This window comes from Vibrio sp. IB15, from assembly GCF_016406055.1.
Classification (GTDB): domain Bacteria; phylum Pseudomonadota; class Gammaproteobacteria; order Enterobacterales; family Vibrionaceae; genus Vibrio; species Vibrio chagasii.
In genome coordinates, this window is record NZ_JAEFCE010000083.1 from 1 (window position 1) to 16,581 (window position 16,581).

A 16,581-nucleotide genomic window follows, 5' to 3' on the forward strand; every position below is an offset into this window, starting at 1 on the left:
CTGATCAGATCGTAGCTTCTTGATTTGGTTCCATCGATTTACGCAACAAAGCCCCGAAAAATATCAAGAGCTTAGAGATGATATCGAGAGTGATGTTCATGAAGTATTACTCAATACGCCCAGCGACTTCCCTCACTCTGAAATGCTCAAATGGCAGTATCTCGTTGGTATTTTTTATGCCTCTGACACGCTTGATAAGCTAGTGACAGGATTTACCTGTATCTTACAGGGTGAAATGTGGATGAGCAGGAAGCTCATTTACCAATACATTAGCTTCTATAGAGAGAGGCAGTGCGCGAAAACCAGCCCTTATTACCTCAAGCTCACTAAACGCGAACAGCAAATCATCAAACTACTCGGTGATGGTGCATCTAACACGCAAATTGCGGACACGCTTTATGTAAGTGAGAATACCGTTAAGGCGCACCTTCACAATACATTCAAAAAGATTAAGGTGAAGAATCGCTTACAAGCTTTAATCTGGGTGAAGAATAATGTGGCTACTAATGAGTTCGTTCAATAGACCTAACTCTCTGCTCTAAACCATAAACAGCCAAAGCAGCTAGAATGCAAAAAGCCCAAATACAAAAAAAGCCGTAGCCCCTCCTATTGCAAAGAGTGCTACGGCTTTCTTTAATATGGTCGGTAAAGAGCTTATTTCGAGTATCAGACGAACCCCACTTAGGTTCTAACCCTATTTTCTACGCTCCTAAACGACGAAAGCCTGCTCATTGAGCAGGCTTTCTATAAGTGGTCGGTGAAGAGGAATTCGATTGGACTGGCATTCAAGCCCCCTACCCACTAGTTCCGAAACAGAACATTCAAATGCAAAAAAGCCGTAGCATCTCTGCTACGGCTTTCTTTAATGTGGTCGGTGAAGAGGGATTCGAACCCCCGACCCTCTGGTCCCAAACCAGATGCGCTACCAAGCTGCGCTATTCACCGAGATATCTAACTGGCTCATTGCCTGTCGATGGAGCGTATAATACGGATTCTGAGTTTATCCGCAAGGGCTTTTTATCATATTTATTGCGATCTTGAATCGTTCGAGCAAAAGACATACAACAACAAGCTCAATGTGACGAAAAACACACAGTTACCAACAAGTATTTAACTTATGCAACAGGATTGATCCAGAGCAGTAAATTGATAATGTCACTTAATACACTAACCCATGTCATATAACTTTGAGGTATACACATGGACTTTTGGCTAGATCTCCTATTTGGTAATGCGGTGGGACTATCTTCAATGATAGTAATCTTCGGGGCTCTGGGTCTCATGATGTTTTATGGAGGCTTCTTCATCTACAAAGTTATGACTGACAAATCTCCTCACTAGAGTCGCTCAGCCTAAATCATTTACCTAAAGCTTCATTACTATAGGTAAATTTGAAAACGCTTTGCACCGGAGCTGACTTCTCTTGTCTCCTCCGGTTTTTTCATTTTTAAACCCTACCCCAACTTAGGTATACTTACTCTATTCTTACCAACTTGAGATGCACACTATGTCTCATGATGACGATTTAGAGCTATTCCAACAAATGATGGGCGATGTTAAACGTATCGACCATGACACCGCAGAACACCAGAAAGTACATCGCGTTACAGAGTCTCAGCTTGCTAAGCGTGAAGCCGCTATGTGGCTCTCTGATGATGAGAAAGATTACCTATCACTCGATTACTCTCCGATGGTTAAGCCAGACGACGTTATTGCTTATAAGAAGGATGGTGTTCAGGAAGGCGTATACAAAAAACTGCGCCTAGGTAAGTACCCCATTCAGGCCAAACTCGATCTCCATAGAAAGACGCTGAAAGACGCTCGCAACGAAGTGCTGTCATTTTTACGCCAATGCTTAAGAATGGATGTTCGCACTGTCATTATCGTTCATGGGAAAGGAGAACGCTCAAATCCACCAGCGATGATGAAAAGCTACGTGACTAACTGGCTGACTCAGATCAACGATGTGCAATGTGTACACTCAGCACAGCAATTTCACGGTGGTACCGGTGCTGTTTATGTCATGCTTAGAAAAAGCAATGAGAAGAAACTAGAAAATAGAGAGCGTCATCAAAAGCGCACTAGCTGATCATCGAAATTCTGGAGCGGGCTTTCACCCCAAGATCGATATTTAGTGCCTAGACTCAAACCAAGTGCTAAAATTGTTGTCAGTTAACGAAGTCAAACGTAAAGCAACTGCTCTGTAGTTGCTTTTTTGTTTCCCTATATTTCCGTTGTGAAACGCTAAGAGAATATCATGTCACAAGAATCCCAAGCTAAACGCCTTAACAAATACATCAGTGAAACTGGTTTTTGCTCACGCCGCGAAGCCGACAAACTGATTGATGCAGGTCGAGTTACTATTAACGGCAAGATCCCAGAAATGGGCACCAAAGTAATGCCAGGTGATGATGTTGAGATCGACAACAAACCGGTTCGCTCGAAAGAGAAACCTATCTACATCGCTTTAAATAAACCGACAGGTATTACCTGCACCACTGAACGTGATATTCCTGGAAACATCGTCGATTTCATCGGTCACCATAAGCGCATCTTCCCGATTGGCCGCTTGGATAAGCCATCTGATGGTTTGATCTTCCTGACAAACGACGGTGACATCGTAAACAAGATTCTTCGTGCTGGTAACAACCACGAGAAAGAGTATGTGGTTCGTGTCGATAAACCAATCACAGGTGAATTCTTACAGAAAATGGCAGCGGGTGTGCCGATTCTGGATACGGTAACGTTGCCATGTAAAGTAGAGAAAGAGACTAAGTTCTCATTCCGAATCACATTAACGCAAGGTCTGAACCGCCAGATTCGTCGCATGTGTGAAGCACTTGGCTATGAAGTTTTCAAACTACGTCGTGTTCGTATCATGAACATCTCTTTGGACGGTATCCCTAATGGCAAGTGGCGTTACTTGAGCGAGGAAGAGATCGCAGAAATTCTAGCGATGTGTGAAGGTTCTGTAAGTACAGAAGACGCATCTAAAATTAACGCAAAGGGTCAGCGTATCCGCAAGGCGACAGACGCTAAGCTATTTGATAGTCGTGAAGAGAACCAAGCTTCTACTGCTCGACGTAATCAAAAAGAGAATCGTACTCGTACTTACCGCGGTAATAACGCGGATGAATTCCGTCATGCGCCGAATTCAAAGCGTGGTCGTAATTCATCGAATGGTGAAAACAGAGGCCAAAGTAAAGGCAACACAGAAAATTGGAAATCGAATTCTCGCTCTGAGCGCTCTAACTCAGACAACAAGAGTTCAGATCGTAATCGAGGTGGCAAGCCGACTAATCGCCACCAAGAGTCAAACCGACCAAATAAACCAGCAGCAAAACGTGTTGGTGGTACTCTAGGTCTGAAAAAGTAGAGTAACTCCGTATACAAAAACGCCCACGACTAAGTGGGCGTTTTTATTTGTTATTTCATACATCATACCTCGTGACGACTAGCCATCAGCTTGCAAGCACAAATCAGTAAACTGAGCTCGAGTCAGTTGAGCTAAATCTTTAGGGGCGAGTTCAATTTCCAACCCTCGCTTGCCTGCACTTACGCAGATCGTTTCAAAATCCATCGCACTGGAATGAACAAAAGTCGGCAGCGCTTTCTTCTGACCAAGCGGGCTAACCCCCCCCACTACATAACCTGTGGTTTTCTGAGCAATATCTGGGTTAGCCATCTCTGCTTTTTTACCTTTTGCCGCTTTAGCCGCAAGTTTCAAATTTAATTTCTGGTCGACAGGAATCACCGCAACAGCCAAGTCTTTCGCCACACCATTTAGGCAGAATAGAAGCGTTTTGAATACACGTTTAGGATCCTGCCCAAGTGCTTCAACAGCTTCTAACCCATAGTTAGTATTGTTGGCATCATGGTGATACTGATGCACCGTATGAGCGATTTTCTTTTTCTTGGCAAGATTGATTGCAGGGGTCATAACAAATCCAAACGATAGATAAACAAAAAGCGACGCCGGAGCGTCGCTTTAGTTAAATTTATCATGGCGCTAGAGTCAATCGAATTTAGCGCTCAATGATCCAATTACTTGTAAACAATTTGACCAGAAGGTGCGTACTTGTTCACGTCAACTGGGCTATTCGCTTCTAGGTACTCTTTCAGTACTTCAGCGTCAACAAAACCAGTGTTTACGTAACCAGGGTGGTCAGACAGTTTAGGGTAGCCGTCACCACCAGCAGCGTTAAAGCTTGGCACTGTGAAGCGGTACGTTTCTTCTAAGTTAAGTGGCTTACCACCAATAACAACGTCAGACACTTCACCATTCGCTACTGTCATAGAGATACCAGCAAATTGTGCGTAAGCACCTGAATCAATTGGTTTGGTCGCTACTACGTTTAGGTAATCCAGAACTTCTTTACCCGTCATGTCTGTGTAAGTCAGGATGTTTGCAAAAGGTTGTACTGTTAGTACATCTTTGTATGTTACTTCACCTGCTTCAATTGAATCACGAACACCACCAGAGTTCATCACTGCGAAATCTGCTTTTGCACGCTCCATGTGAGAAGTTGCAATCAGACGACCTAGGTTAGTCTGTTGGAAACGAACTACGTTACGGTCACCTTCAAGCTTGCCATTTGTTTCAGCAATCTTAACTTCAAGCTGTGCTTGGCCTTGCTCTTGGAATGGACGTAGGAACTCTAGTAGTTCTGGATCTTGCGCAATCTCGTCTTGGATAAGTACGCGTTGCTTCTTACCGTCGATCTTAACCTTTTTCTTCAGGTTAACTGGGATTAGGTCGTAGCTCACCATTTCTAGTTCGCCATTGCGGAATTCATAATCAGCACGGCCTACGTATTTGCCCCATTCGTGAGCTTGAACGATGTAAGTACCGTTTTGAAGGTCAGGTTTACACTCATCACCCGGCTTGAAGTTTTTCTTCGCAACGTTAGGGCCTTCCATACATACAGGCTCTTGAGAGTGACCACCAACGATCATGTCTAGGTCACCTTCGTCTAGGTAACGCGCTAGTGCAACATCACCTGGTGCGTTAACGCCACGCTGACCATTTTCGTAGTGACCCATGTGAGTCACAGCAAAGATAAGATCTGGTTTTTCTGTTTCTTTAAGTTCAGCGATCAGTTTCTTCGCTTCTTCTTTAGGGTCACGGAAATCGATACCTGCGATGAACTCAGGGTTACCAATCTTTTGGGTATCTTCAGTTGTTAAACCAATAACCGCGATTTTAATACCTTGCTTTTCAAACATCTCATAAGCTTGGAACTTACGTTCGCCAGTCGCTTTATCGTAGATGTTTGCAGATAGCATTGGGAAGTTAGCCCAATCGATTTGCTTTTGTAGTACGTCTAGTGAGTTATCAAACTCATGGTTACCAAGTGCCATTGCATCGTAACCAATCTTGTTCATACCTTTGAAATCAGGTTCTGCATCCTGAAGATCTGACTCTGGTACACCTGTGTTGATGTCACCACCAGATAGAAGCAACACGCTACCGCCTTCTGCTTCAACTTCTGCACGAAGTTGATCAATCAGCGTTTTACGCGCAGACATGCCGTATTCGCCGTATTTGTTCTGCCAGAAACGACCATGGTTGTCGTTAGTGTGAAGAATCGTTAGCTTGTAAGTTTCGTCTTGGTTCCAATCATGAGCAGATTGAGACGCACAACCAGCTAAAGTCGCTAGAATTGCAGCACTTAGTGCTGTCTTTAGAATAAGGCGTTGCTTCATTGTCATACCTTTGAACTTTTTAGGGGAATCCACTGCTTCTTCCACTCCCATAGAGCCCATGTTTAGTTAATAAACATGGTTAGAGAATGGTAAAACTTGAAGTAGTTTAAATTAAGACGGTAAACCTAACAGAGTGATTTCATATTTATGTAGGATAGATCACCATAATCCCCTATCGAGTGTGTAACAAAGCGACAAAGTTGCAGTTGAGCTAATAAGTGATCACAGGCAAACGTTTTCATCATTTTTTAGATTATTTGTGATTTATTCAGTTCGAAAGCGCTACAAAGTGACCTTCGTTCGATTTATTTGATTTACCAGTACCCTAATGCAACGTTATAACACCATAAAGCCGTTCAAACTCAGCTTGAACAGATGACACTCACTTGGCGATAGACACAAAAAAGCCGGCAATTACGCCGGCTTGGAATTCTATACTGTTCGACTATTTAATATCGATGTGGTCAAAGCCTTTGATAAGGTCATCAAGTGCTTTCATCTGCTTCAAGAACGGTTCTAGCTTATCCAGAGGCAGTGCCGATGGACCATCACAGCGCGCTTGATCTGGGTTCGGGTGAGCTTCAATGAACAGACCTGCAATACCGGTCGCTAAGCCCGCTTTTGCAAGTTCAACCGTTTGCTCACGACGACCGCCAGATGCAGCACCTGAAGGATCACGCATTTGCAGAGAATGCGTTACGTCAAAGATTATCGGGCTACCGTTTGAAGATTTCTTCATTACGCCAAAACCAAGCATATCTACAACTAGGTTATCATAACCCATGCAAGAGCCACGCTCGCAAAGGATAATCTTGTCGTTGCCACATTCAGCGAATTTATCCACGATGTTACCAACTTGGTTCGGGCTCATGAACTGAGGCTTCTTCACGTTGATAACTGCGCCAGTCTTAGCCATCGCTTCAACAAGGTCCGTTTGACGAGCTAAGAATGCTGGAAGTTGAATAACATCAACCACATCAGCAACCGGCTGAGCTTGTGCTTCAGTGTGAACATCAGTGATGATCTTCACGCCGAATGTGTCTTTCAATTCTTGGAAGATCTTTAGACCTTCTTCCATACCAGGGCCACGATATGAGTGAACTGAGCTACGGTTTGCCTTGTCAAAAGACGCCTTAAATACATAAGGGATACCCAGCTTTTCAGTTACTTTCACGTAGTGCTCACAGATCTGCATTGCTAGATCGCGAGATTCAAGAACGTTCATGCCTGCAAATAGCGTGAATGGCTTGTCGTTAGCAATTGGCATATCGCCAATATGAACTGTTTTCTGTTCCATTATATTCTCTCTGAATAGTTAGTAATTAGTGAACAACCACTGTCTTTTCGTTCATGACGTTCACTTGAGATTTCAGTAACTCAGATGCAGGGTCATCTGGGCATTGGTCGATAAAATATTGGTAATCCGTCGCTGCCACTTGGTGACAATCCAACTGCTGATAGATAAAGCCACGGTCGCGGATTTCATAAGGGTCGTCAGGTACAAACGTTAATGCAAGGTCGGTACATTTCAATGCTAGCGTATAGCGCTCTTCTCTCAGTAGTGCACTCTTTAGCAACGCTAACCACTTACCAATGATTGTTGGATGGTCAGCCACTTCTAAATGCTCTGATTTAAGCTTAGCCAATGGTCCATCATGACCAATCAACCACGCTCGCAGAGTCTGTTCACCAACGTACTCTCCATTGTAAGGATTGATATACACTGCTGCTTGGCCGTACCAAGTCACTTTGAGAAGAAACTGAGTCGGGAAAGAGACCCCCTCTACAGGAAAGCCTAACTTGCGACCTAGAAAAAGAAAGATCGCACCAAGACTGACTGGAATGCCTTTCTTACGCTCTAGCACTTTATCGATGAAAGCGTTCTCTGAAGAGAAGTAAGCGTCTTTATCACCGGCAAAGCCCCATTCATAGAAGAATAGTCGAATAAAGGACTCAAACTTCTGTTGCTCGTCGGTTTCATGAACCAAAGCAAACTCAGCTTCTTTAAACAATCTCGCCAGTTCTTGCTCAGCCCAACTATCTTGAGTCTCTGGGTTAATCGCTTTATTTAAGATCAATGCACCTTCAGCTAATTCTAGCTGGTCAAAGTCTTCGTCAAAAAATTCGTACATAGGTAGTTAACCGAAATAAGGAGATCATTAACCGAAAAATGTTGGTGTCTTCGTCATCGCAATTTTGCCAGCCATCGCTAACCAGCCAAGCGCACCGAAGAACGAGAATACTCTCAATAACTTGTTTTTACCCAACTTAAGCGCAAAGAAACCCAATGCGATGTAAGCCATCACACAAGTTAGCTTTTCTGTTAGCCATGGCGCAGCTGGAGTAAATGGAATAAAGCCAGTGATAAAAATCAAACCAATACCCGATAGCAACAGCAACGAGTCGTTGATATGAGGGAAACGCTGCAAGAAAGGGTGCTTAAGCTTTGGTGAGTTCGCCATCATAAGAACGAAACGAATTGAAAGAAGTGACACGCTTATCGCAATCGTTAGTAGGTGAAAATGTTTTAAACCTTCGTACATGGTATTCCTTTATATTTTTATATGTGCTTTCGTTAACACGAGCGACATTGGCCCCGTTGTTGCTCCGTATTTCTGCGTTAAATGCATTACCGAGTCAAATGTAATTTCGCGTTAAAGGTATCAATTTCGTAAGTTCGCCCTCTAGGGCTACATGAGTGGCTAGCAACTACTGAGCCCCCTAAAAAAACGACAACGAACTATGAGCAATAACGACCTAATGTCACTCGGTCATTACCGCCGTAATCTTTCTCTGTAACCACATCGAGATAACCTAGTGCTTGCATTATCTCGCGTACAGCCAAGCCTTGATCGTAACCGTGTTCAAACGCCAACCACCCCTCATTTTCCAAAAAGCCACGTGCGTTTTCAGAAATGTAGCGAATATCAGCAAGCCCTTTCTCTTCAGCAACAAGCGCAGTAATCGGCTCAAAACGCACATCGCCCTGAGATAGATGAGGATCATCTTTCTCTATGTAAGGTGGGTTAGAGGCAATCAGGGAGAACTTAACCTCATCGCCATCAGAAGCCAGACCGCTAAGCGGATCAAACCAACTGCCATGCAAGAACGTAGCATTGGTGATGTTTAAGCGTTTCGCATTCTCTGTTGCAAGCGCTTGAGCTTCAGGACGAAGATCAATGCCTATCACTGGCCGATTTGGCATCTCAGACGCCAGCGCCAATGCAATAGCACCAGTACCTGTCCCTAAATCCAGAATAGCACCTTGTTTGCCATAAGTTTTATCCAACGCAACTTCAACCAAACGCTCAGTATCCGGGCGAGGAATTAAAGTAGATGGCGAAACTTTTAACGGCAGCGACCAAAACTCACGTTCACCGACAATGTAAGCCACAGGCTCACCGGTTAAGCGACGTTTTAAAAGGGCTTGAAATTCAGATTCTTGTTCTGAGGTAAGGTGCTTCTCAGGCCAAGTTAACAGGTAAGATCTTGGTTTATCTAAAGCGTGACAAAGCAGTACCGCAGCATCAATTGAGGGTGACGTATTGTCACCCTCTTGAAGCGCTACGATTGCTGCTTTTAATGCACTTTCAACCGTATAGGCAGATTGCATAGGGTTTAGTTGTTCTCAGCTAGCGCAGCAAGTTGGTCTGCTTGGTGCTCTTGTAGAACCGGATCAATCAGACTTTGCATGTCACCTTCTAACACTTCGTTCAGACGGTAAAGTGTTAGGTTGATACGGTGATCAGAAACACGACCTTGCGGGTAGTTGTAAGTACGGATACGGTCACTACGGTCACCCGAGCCTAGTAGGTTACGACGCGTGTCAGATACTTCAGCAGCACGACGCTCTTCTTCAGCTTGTACAATACGCGCAGCAAGAACAGCCATCGCCTTCGCTTTGTTTTTATGTTGAGAACGCTCGTCCTGACACTCTACTACTGTACCTGTTGGCAAGTGAGTAATACGGATAGCTGAATCCGTGGTGTTAACGTGCTGACCACCCGCGCCAGATGCACGGAAGGTATCGATTTTCAGGTCTGCAGCCTTAATTTCTGGAAGATCCGCTTCTGGGATTTCTGGCATAACAGCAACAGTACATGCAGAAGTATGAACACGGCCTTGAGATTCAGTCTCTGGTACACGTTGAACACGGTGACCGCCTGATTCAAACTTCATTACTCCGTAAACACCTTCACCGCTTACTTTAGCGATCATCTCTTTGTAGCCGCCTTGCTCTGAGTCATTGCTGCTCATTACTTCAACGCGCCAGCCTTTCTTCTCTGCAAACTTAGAGTACATACGGAAAAGGTTACCCGCGAAGATACCCGCTTCATCACCACCGGCACCGGCACGGATCTCTAGGAAACAGTTACGCTCATCGTTTGGATCTTTAGGTAGAAGAAGAATCTGAAGTTCATCAGTTAGACGCTCAATCGCTTCTTTCGCTTCTTTAATTTCTTCCTGCGCCATTTCGCGCATCTCTTCGTCGTCTTCCTGCGCCATATCTTCGGCAGCTTCTAGATCGTCTTGAGCTTGCTGGTAAGCTTGGAAGCACTTAGTCACTTCTTCTAACTGAGAGTACTCTTTAGATAGTGCACGGAATTTGTTTTGATCACCGATCACATCTGGATCGCCAAGCAGGTGTTGAACTTCTTCGTAGCGTTCAACAAGTGTTTCAAGCTTTACTAGAATCGAGGCTTTCATAATGTCTTATCTTGTTGGAGGTCTAATATTATTGAGGGTCTTCTAGGCCCAAACTCTGTCTAATGACCGTTAATTTCGCAGGTTCTCCTTGCTCAGCAGCACTTTGTAGTGCGCGGGTTGGAGCATGGATCAATTTGTTTGTAAGCTTATTGCTAAGCTCAAGTAAAACTTTCTCAGGGTCACCGCCAGCGGCAAGTGATTGTAAACTTTTACTCAATAATTCTTCGCGGATTTCATTCGCTGACTTTCGGTACTCACGAATACTGTCGACCGCTTGTAGTGATCGCATCCAACTCATGAACGCGGCACTTTCTTCACTGACGATCGCTTCAGCTTGGATTGCTTCCACTTTACGTTGCTCGATGTTGCCATCAACAATCGACTGCAAATCATCAACCGAATACAAGTAAGCATCGTTCAGTTCGCCAACCTGTGATTCCACATCACGAGGCACTGCAATATCAACCAATAACATAGGTTGATGTTTTCTTGTTTTTAGAGCGGTCTCAACCATACCTTTACCAATAATTGGCAGCGGGCTTGCGGTTGAACTGATCACGATATCTGCTCTGTGCAGGTGATCCGGAATTTCATTTAAGCTGATCACTTCAGCACCAAACTCTTCGGCTAACCCTAAAGCACGCTCACGAGTTCGGTTAGCCACAATCATTTTAGTACAGCCATTTGCTGAAAGGTGCTTAGCCACAAGTTCAATCGTTTCCCCAGCACCAACCAACAACACGGTTGAATCAGCAATCGACTCAAAAATATGCTTGGCTAAAGTACAAGCTGCGTAAGCCACAGACACCGCACTTCCGCCGATTTCTGTTTCCGTTCGAACGCGCTTCGCCACAGAAAATGATTTCTGGAACAGCTTTTCCATTGAAGCATCGACAGACTTACTACCACGAGAGTCTGTATAAGCTTGCTTAACCTGACCTAAGATTTGCGGCTCACCCAAAACCAAAGAGTCCAAACCACAAGCAACGCGCATTAAATGTTTAATGGCAGCCTGCTCTTCATGGATATAAAGACTTGGCTTTAGCTCTTCCGGGCTCACTTGGTGGAAAACCGACAACCAATCGATAAGCTTGTTTTTTGCTCCGCTTTTAACGTCACAATACACTTCAGTTCGGTTACAGGTAGAAAGTATGACACTTCCATTTACGTGTGCATTTGCGTTAAGTTGCTTAAGTGCCTCAGACAATTTATCTGGACCAAAAGCGACTTTTTCTCGCAATTCAACCGACGCTGTATTGTGATTGATACCTACGGCAAGCAAAGACATGTATCAGAAGTTCTCGATCAGGGAATGGAAACAAGGGGCGAATTTTACTTGATGCATGGCTCTATTTAAAGAGCAAGCGGGATTTGTTTTCCTGAGTTCTTGAATTCAATGCTATAGTTGAAGCGTTTTTTAGATGAATTTGAACAAGTTGTGAGCAAATATGGGCAAGCTTCGTAAAATCGCGTCTCTTATTTTTATTACCATAATCATGGTGGGTTGCTCGTCTATCCCGGAACAACCGACGAGTGTTGAATGGCAAACACACCAAAGCCGCCTATTACATATAGAAAACTATCAAGCTTCAGGTAAGCTTGCCTACATCTCTCCCGAGCAGCGCCAAAGCCTCAATTTCATTTGGAAGCACTCTCCAAATCAAAGCCAATTAAGACTCACCACTTTCCTTGGTCAAACCGCATTAAACCTGACCATTGATCCATCTGGCGCCAAAGTCGTCACTTATGATGACCAAGTATTTACCCACGCGAGCGCCTCTATTTTGGTTGAGCAGCTTACAGGCTTGAAGATCCCTGTTGATCATCTGCCACAATGGTTCCTTGGCATTCCAGACCAAGCGGATAGCTATCAGCTAAATACAACGAACACCCTTGAGTCACTAACCAAGCAAGTCAGCAACCAACTATGGACTCTGAGTTTTGCTAACTATCGCAATACAGAGATGCCGAGTACGCTGCAATCTGGTCAAGACAAAGTAAATGTGGAGACGATTCCGCTCCCTACTCGACTCTCTTTCAAGCAAGACCAAAACAAAATCAACATCGTAGTTTCGAAGTGGACACTGAAAAAATGATTACAACACCAACACACTGGCCTTCTCCAGCAAAGCTGAATCTATTTCTTTATATCACTGGCCGACGTGATAATGGTTACCACGAGCTTCAAACACTCTTTCAGTTCGTTGACTTTGGTGATGAACTGACGGTTACCGCAAACTCAGAAACGAGCTCGATAACCATCACGCCAGAAATACCTGGTGTAGCGCTTGAAGACAACCTAATTTGGAAAGCCGCTACTGCACTTCAACAGTACACCTCAACCTCTTTCGGTGCCGATATTGAGCTAAAGAAAGTGCTACCAATGGGTGGTGGCATTGGCGGAGGCTCTTCAAATGCTGCAACTGTGTTAGTGGCGCTTAATTACTTGTGGCAACTGAATCTTTCTGATGATCGACTTGCAGAGATCGGTCTGAACCTTGGCGCTGATGTACCAGTGTTTGTGCGAGGCCATGCCGCGTTTGCTGAAGGCGTTGGTGAGCAGCTGCTACCTGCTAATCCGGATGAAAAATGGTATCTCGTAGTCAAGCCTCAAGTGAGCATAGCAACTGTGGACATATTCACACATCCCGAATTAACCAGAAATACGCCAAAGCGAGCGCTATCAACGCTTCTAGAGCAAGAATACGTAAACGATTGCGAAAAAATTGTTCGAATGCTGTACCCAGAGGTTGATAAGCAACTTTCATGGCTGCTACAATACGCGCCGTCGAGATTGACTGGCACAGGTTCGTGCATTTTTGCTGAATTTAGCAGCAAAAAAGAAGCCGAATTGGTGCTAGAAAAACTGCCTGACGCCGTTTCCGCATTTGTAGCGAAAGGACGAAACACTTCTCCTTTAAAAGAAACGTTGGCTGAATACCACTCAGCCCACCCACAATCTATTTAAAACTGGACGCAACCCGAGGTTTCCACCGTGCCTGATATGAAGCTATTTGCTGGTAACGCAACACCTGAACTAGCCCAACGTATTGCTGATCGTCTATACATCTCTCTTGGCGATGCTACTGTAGACCGTTTTTCTGATGGCGAAGTCGCTGTTCAAATCAATGAAAACGTTCGTGGTAGCGATGTATTCCTGATTCAATCAACTTGTGCACCAACCAATGACAACCTAATGGAATTGGTGGTAATGATTGACGCAATGCGCCGTGCTTCTGCTGGCCGTATTACTGCTGTAATCCCTTACTTCGGTTATGCCCGTCAAGATCGTCGTGTACGTTCTGCACGTGTGCCAATTACTGCAAAAGTTGTTGCAGATTTCCTTTCTAACGTTGGCGTAGACCGCGTTCTTACTATCGACCTACACGCAGAGCAAATCCAAGGCTTCTTCGATGTACCAGTTGATAACATCTTCGGTACTCCAGTTCTTCTAGAAGACATGGCTAACCGTGGCCTAGAAAACCCAGTAGTGGTTTCTCCAGACCTTGGTGGTGTTGTACGTGCTCGTGCAACGGCTAAAGCGCTAGGTGACGTTGATATCGCTATCGTTGATAAGCGTCGTCCACGTGCTAACGTTTCTGAAGTAATGAACCTAATCGGTGATGTTGAAGGCCGCGACTGTGTTATCGTTGATGACATGATCGATACAGGTGGCACACTATGTAAAGCAGCTGAAGCGCTTAAAGAGCGCGGTGCTAAGCGTGTATTCGCTTACGCAACTCACGCTGTTTTCTCTGGTACTGCTGCAAACAACATCAAGAACTCTGTTCTAGACCAAGTTATCGTAACGGATTCTATCTCTCTATCTCCAGAGATGGCTGCGACAGGTAAAGTAACAACACTTAGCCTTTCTCGCATGCTTGCTGAAGCGATTCGTCGTATCAGCAACGAAGAATCAATCTCAGCGATGTTCAACTAATCAAGGCTATTTAGCTTTGTTTTAGAAACTCGTTAGAGAAAGACATTAAGCACTTCATTTGATGAAGTGCTTTTTTTATATCTGGTGACTGTTGTTTATCACAGCTCGGAATAATCATGGTGCCATCAGCTAGCTCGCACCTTTTTCATAAACTGTGATATCATACGGCGCTTTTTGAAATCCCAAGAGAGATCCATACCTTGAGCCAACAAATAAAACTTCTCGTTGGACTGGCTAATCCAGGTCCAGAATACGCCAAAACTCGCCACAATGCGGGTGCTTGGGTAGTTGAAGAATTAGCACGTGTACACAACGTAACACTGAAGAACGAACCAAAGTTCTTTGGCCTAACGGGTCGTATCATGGTTCATGGTGAAGATCTTCGTTTGCTGATCCCAACGACTTTTATGAACTTGTCAGGCAAAGCAGTTGCAGCTTTGGCAAAGTTCTACCAAATTAAACCAGAAGAGATCATGGTTGCTCATGATGAGTTAGACCTTCCTCCTGGCATTGGAAAGTTCAAAAAAGGTGGTGGTCATGGTGGACACAACGGTCTAAAAGACATCATCAGCAAGCAGGGTAACAATAAAGAATTCTATCGTCTGAGATTAGGCATCGGCCATCCTGGACACAAAGATAAAGTTGCAGGTTATGTATTAGGCAAAGCTCCGCAAAAAGAGCAAGAGTGTATCGAGGCCGTCGTTGACGAATCGGTTCGCAGCCTAGACATCTTATTAAAAGATGGCCTACCAAAAGCACAAAATCGCTTACATACGTTCAAAGCAGAATAAGGTTTATATCATGGGTTTTAAATGTGGCATCGTTGGTCTACCAAACGTTGGTAAGTCAACTCTGTTTAACGCACTGACTAAAGCAGGCATCGAAGCAGCAAACTTTCCATTTTGTACGATCGAACCAAACACAGGTATCGTTCCGGTTCCAGATCTACGCTTAGATGCATTAGCAAAAATTGTTAATCCACAAAAGATCCTTCCAACAACGATGGAATTCGTTGATATCGCTGGCCTAGTTGCTGGTGCATCTAAAGGTGAAGGTCTTGGTAACAAATTCCTAGCGAACATCCGTGAAACTGACGCGATCGGTCACGTTGTACGCTGCTTTGAAAACGAAAACATCGTTCACGTTTCTGGCAAAGTATCTCCAATCGAAGATATCGAAGTGATCAACCTTGAACTTGCACTGGCTGACTTAGACAGCTGTGAGCGTGCAATTCAACGCAACGCTAAGAAAGCAAAAGGCGGCGACAAAGACGCTAAATTCGAAATAACTGTACTAGAAAAACTACTACCAGTTCTTACTGAAGGTGGTATGGCGCGTACTGTTGAACTAGCGAAAGAAGAAGCGGCAGCAATCGGCTACCTAAACTTCCTAACACTTAAGCCAACAATGTACATCGCAAACGTTGCTGAAGATGGTTTTGAAAACAACCCTTACCTAGATGCTGTTCGTGAATACGCAGAAAAAGAGAACAACGTTGTTGTTGCTGTATGTGCTGCTATCGAATCTGAGCTTTCTGAGCTTGACGACGAAGATCGTGAAGAGTTCCTAGCGGACATGGGTATCGAAGAACCAGGTCTAAACCGAGTGATCCGCTCTGGTTACGAACTACTTACTCTTCAAACTTACTTCACAGCGGGTGTTAAAGAAGTTCGCGCTTGGACAATTCCTGTAGGCGCAACAGCTCCACAAGCTGCTGGTAAGATCCACACTGACTTCGAAAAAGGCTTCATCCGAGCTGAAGTTGTTGGTTTTGATCACTTCATCGAATTTAACGGTGAGAGCGGCGCAAAAGACGCAGGTAAATGGCGTCTAGAAGGCAAAGAATACATCGTAAAAGATGGTGACGTTGTTCACTTCCGCTTCAACGTATAATTGCTGATTAAATATCGGAGAAAAGGCCAGTGAATTTCACTGGCCTTTTTGTTTTTACTCTTTCGCAAGAGTTCGGCGTCAGAAAGTTAACTTCCTATATATATCGCCTTTTTGACCTGTTTTTTGCCGACAAATACGCCTCTTTGACTAAAAAGAAACCGAACAGATGTTTATTCGTGATTTATTCAAAAAAAAAGTTGACGGGTTTCACTCAACTACGCATAATGCGCCCCGTTCACAGCGAAGCGGCAACGTTTCAAAATGAGCAACAATTTGGAAATGGCTACTTAGCTCAGTTGGTTAGAGCACATCACTCATAATGATGGGGTCGCAGG

At 44.3% G+C, this 16,581-nt stretch carries 17 protein-coding genes and 1 tRNA gene; 9 read left to right on the forward strand and 9 right to left on the reverse strand.

The annotated features are described in order from the left end of the window. Nucleotides 1-19 precede the first annotated feature (19 nt). Nucleotides 20-523 (forward strand): LuxR C-terminal-related transcriptional regulator, encoded by a 504-nt coding sequence (locus tag JC606_RS21195; RefSeq protein WP_332873243.1) that lies wholly within the window; start codon nucleotides 20-22, stop codon nucleotides 521-523. A gap of 345 nt (nucleotides 524-868) precedes the next feature. Here JC606_RS21195 and JC606_RS21200 read toward each other — a convergent pair. Further along, nucleotides 869-945 (reverse strand) — tRNA-Pro (locus tag JC606_RS21200). Between the two features lie 255 nt (nucleotides 946-1,200). On the opposite strand from JC606_RS21200, the gene JC606_RS21205 reads away from it, so the two are divergent. The 3 genes from JC606_RS21205 (at nucleotide 1,201) to rluF (ending at nucleotide 3,376) form a co-directional block, all read left to right on the forward strand. Beyond that, the gene (locus JC606_RS21205) at nucleotides 1,201-1,341 is read left to right on the forward strand and encodes a DUF3149 domain-containing protein (protein WP_004739790.1); all 141 of its coding nucleotides are present in this window, start codon (nucleotides 1,201-1,203) and stop codon (nucleotides 1,339-1,341) included. A 166-nt stretch (nucleotides 1,342-1,507) separates the two neighbouring features. Beyond that, nucleotides 1,508-2,089, forward strand: a complete 582-nt coding sequence (gene smrA / locus JC606_RS21210) for a DNA endonuclease SmrA (protein ID WP_102423873.1) — start codon at nucleotides 1,508-1,510, stop codon at nucleotides 2,087-2,089. A gap of 168 nt (nucleotides 2,090-2,257) precedes the next feature. Further along, nucleotides 2,258-3,376 carry a 23S rRNA pseudouridine(2604) synthase RluF gene (gene rluF, locus JC606_RS21215; RefSeq protein ID WP_137407337.1) on the forward strand — a complete coding sequence of 373 codons (1,119 nt, stop codon included), beginning with the start codon at nucleotides 2,258-2,260 and terminating at the stop codon, nucleotides 3,374-3,376. Between the two features lie 78 nt (nucleotides 3,377-3,454). Here rluF and ybaK read toward each other — a convergent pair whose 3' ends face one another. From ybaK to hemA, 8 genes are all read right to left on the reverse strand, one after another. Beyond that, entirely contained in the window at nucleotides 3,455-3,940 is a 486-nt protein-coding gene (gene ybaK, locus JC606_RS21220) for a Cys-tRNA(Pro) deacylase (protein WP_198779374.1), read from the reverse strand. Nucleotides 3,941-4,044: 104 nt separating this feature from the next. Then, nucleotides 4,045-5,706 (reverse strand): bifunctional UDP-sugar hydrolase/5'-nucleotidase UshA, encoded by a 1,662-nt coding sequence (gene ushA / locus JC606_RS21225; RefSeq protein ID WP_063523319.1) that lies wholly within the window; start codon nucleotides 5,704-5,706, stop codon nucleotides 4,045-4,047. Between the two features lie 445 nt (nucleotides 5,707-6,151). Continuing rightward, nucleotides 6,152-7,003: a 3-deoxy-8-phosphooctulonate synthase gene (gene kdsA, locus JC606_RS21230; RefSeq protein WP_061034145.1), complete on the reverse strand. Its 852-nt coding sequence runs from the start codon at nucleotides 7,001-7,003 to the stop codon at nucleotides 6,152-6,154. Between the two features lie 25 nt (nucleotides 7,004-7,028). Further along, the gene (locus JC606_RS21235; RefSeq protein WP_061034146.1) at nucleotides 7,029-7,838 is read right to left on the reverse strand and encodes a SirB1 family protein; all 810 of its coding nucleotides are present in this window, start codon (nucleotides 7,836-7,838) and stop codon (nucleotides 7,029-7,031) included. A gap of 27 nt (nucleotides 7,839-7,865) precedes the next feature. Continuing rightward, nucleotides 7,866-8,249 (reverse strand): SirB2 family protein, encoded by a 384-nt coding sequence (locus tag JC606_RS21240; RefSeq protein ID WP_004739804.1) that lies wholly within the window; start codon nucleotides 8,247-8,249, stop codon nucleotides 7,866-7,868. A gap of 197 nt (nucleotides 8,250-8,446) precedes the next feature. Further along, a complete protein-coding gene (prmC, locus tag JC606_RS21245) occupies nucleotides 8,447-9,319 on the reverse strand; it encodes a peptide chain release factor N(5)-glutamine methyltransferase (RefSeq protein WP_198779375.1) in 873 nt (290 codons plus the stop codon). A gap of 5 nt (nucleotides 9,320-9,324) precedes the next feature. Then, a complete protein-coding gene (gene prfA, locus JC606_RS21250) occupies nucleotides 9,325-10,413 on the reverse strand; it encodes a peptide chain release factor 1 (protein WP_004739807.1) in 1,089 nt (362 codons plus the stop codon). Nucleotides 10,414-10,441: 28 nt separating this feature from the next. Further along, the gene (hemA, locus tag JC606_RS21255; RefSeq protein WP_008224514.1) at nucleotides 10,442-11,701 is read right to left on the reverse strand and encodes a glutamyl-tRNA reductase; all 1,260 of its coding nucleotides are present in this window, start codon (nucleotides 11,699-11,701) and stop codon (nucleotides 10,442-10,444) included. Between the two features lie 160 nt (nucleotides 11,702-11,861). On the opposite strand from hemA, the gene lolB reads away from it, so the two are divergent. The 5 genes from lolB to ychF all read left to right on the forward strand — a co-directional run bounded on the left by lolB (nucleotide 11,862) and on the right by ychF (nucleotide 16,246). Beyond that, nucleotides 11,862-12,509, forward strand: coding sequence for a lipoprotein insertase outer membrane protein LolB (gene lolB / locus JC606_RS21260; RefSeq protein ID WP_198779376.1), 648 nt, complete (start codon nucleotides 11,862-11,864; stop codon nucleotides 12,507-12,509). Beyond that, nucleotides 12,506-13,381, forward strand: coding sequence for a 4-(cytidine 5'-diphospho)-2-C-methyl-D-erythritol kinase (gene ispE, locus JC606_RS21265; protein ID WP_198779377.1), 876 nt, complete (start codon nucleotides 12,506-12,508; stop codon nucleotides 13,379-13,381). Before lolB ends, ispE begins: the two co-directional genes overlap by 4 nt. 27 nt (nucleotides 13,382-13,408) lie before the next feature. Beyond that, on the forward strand, nucleotides 13,409-14,353 hold the full coding sequence (locus tag JC606_RS21270; protein WP_004739814.1) for a ribose-phosphate pyrophosphokinase: 945 nt from the start codon (nucleotides 13,409-13,411) through the stop codon (nucleotides 14,351-14,353). 200 nt (nucleotides 14,354-14,553) lie between these two features. Next, a complete protein-coding gene (gene pth, locus JC606_RS21275; RefSeq protein ID WP_004739815.1) occupies nucleotides 14,554-15,144 on the forward strand; it encodes an aminoacyl-tRNA hydrolase in 591 nt (196 codons plus the stop codon). 10 nt (nucleotides 15,145-15,154) lie between these two features. Beyond that, nucleotides 15,155-16,246, forward strand: a complete 1,092-nt coding sequence (gene ychF, locus JC606_RS21280) for a redox-regulated ATPase YchF (RefSeq protein ID WP_061034150.1) — start codon at nucleotides 15,155-15,157, stop codon at nucleotides 16,244-16,246. Nucleotides 16,247-16,581 lie beyond the last annotated feature (335 nt).

Bases quoted from the DNA above. Each gene is read 5' to 3' on its own strand.
- ybaK (WP_198779374.1), bottom strand. From the start codon at position 3,940: ATGACCCCTGCAATCAATCTTGCCAAGAAAAAGAAAATCGCTCATACG.
- smrA (WP_102423873.1), top strand. From the start codon at position 1,508: ATGTCTCATGATGACGATTTAGAGCTATTCCAACAAATGATGGGCGAT.
- rluF (WP_137407337.1), top strand. From the start codon at position 2,258: ATGTCACAAGAATCCCAAGCTAAACGCCTTAACAAATACATCAGTGAA.
- kdsA (WP_061034145.1), bottom strand. From the start codon at position 7,003: ATGGAACAGAAAACAGTTCATATTGGCGATATGCCAATTGCTAACGAC.
- hemA (WP_008224514.1), bottom strand. From the start codon at position 11,701: ATGTCTTTGCTTGCCGTAGGTATCAATCACAATACAGCGTCGGTTGAA.
- lolB (WP_198779376.1), top strand. From the start codon at position 11,862: ATGGGCAAGCTTCGTAAAATCGCGTCTCTTATTTTTATTACCATAATC.
- ushA (WP_063523319.1), bottom strand. From the start codon at position 5,706: ATGAAGCAACGCCTTATTCTAAAGACAGCACTAAGTGCTGCAATTCTA.
- JC606_RS21235 (WP_061034146.1), bottom strand. From the start codon at position 7,838: ATGTACGAATTTTTTGACGAAGACTTTGACCAGCTAGAATTAGCTGAA.
- ychF (WP_061034150.1), top strand. From the start codon at position 15,155: ATGGGTTTTAAATGTGGCATCGTTGGTCTACCAAACGTTGGTAAGTCA.
- JC606_RS21240 (WP_004739804.1), bottom strand. From the start codon at position 8,249: ATGTACGAAGGTTTAAAACATTTTCACCTACTAACGATTGCGATAAGC.
- JC606_RS21205 (WP_004739790.1), top strand. From the start codon at position 1,201: ATGGACTTTTGGCTAGATCTCCTATTTGGTAATGCGGTGGGACTATCT.
- prmC (WP_198779375.1), bottom strand. From the start codon at position 9,319: ATGCAATCTGCCTATACGGTTGAAAGTGCATTAAAAGCAGCAATCGTA.
- prfA (WP_004739807.1), bottom strand. From the start codon at position 10,413: ATGAAAGCCTCGATTCTAGTAAAGCTTGAAACACTTGTTGAACGCTAC.
- ispE (WP_198779377.1), top strand. From the start codon at position 12,506: ATGATTACAACACCAACACACTGGCCTTCTCCAGCAAAGCTGAATCTA.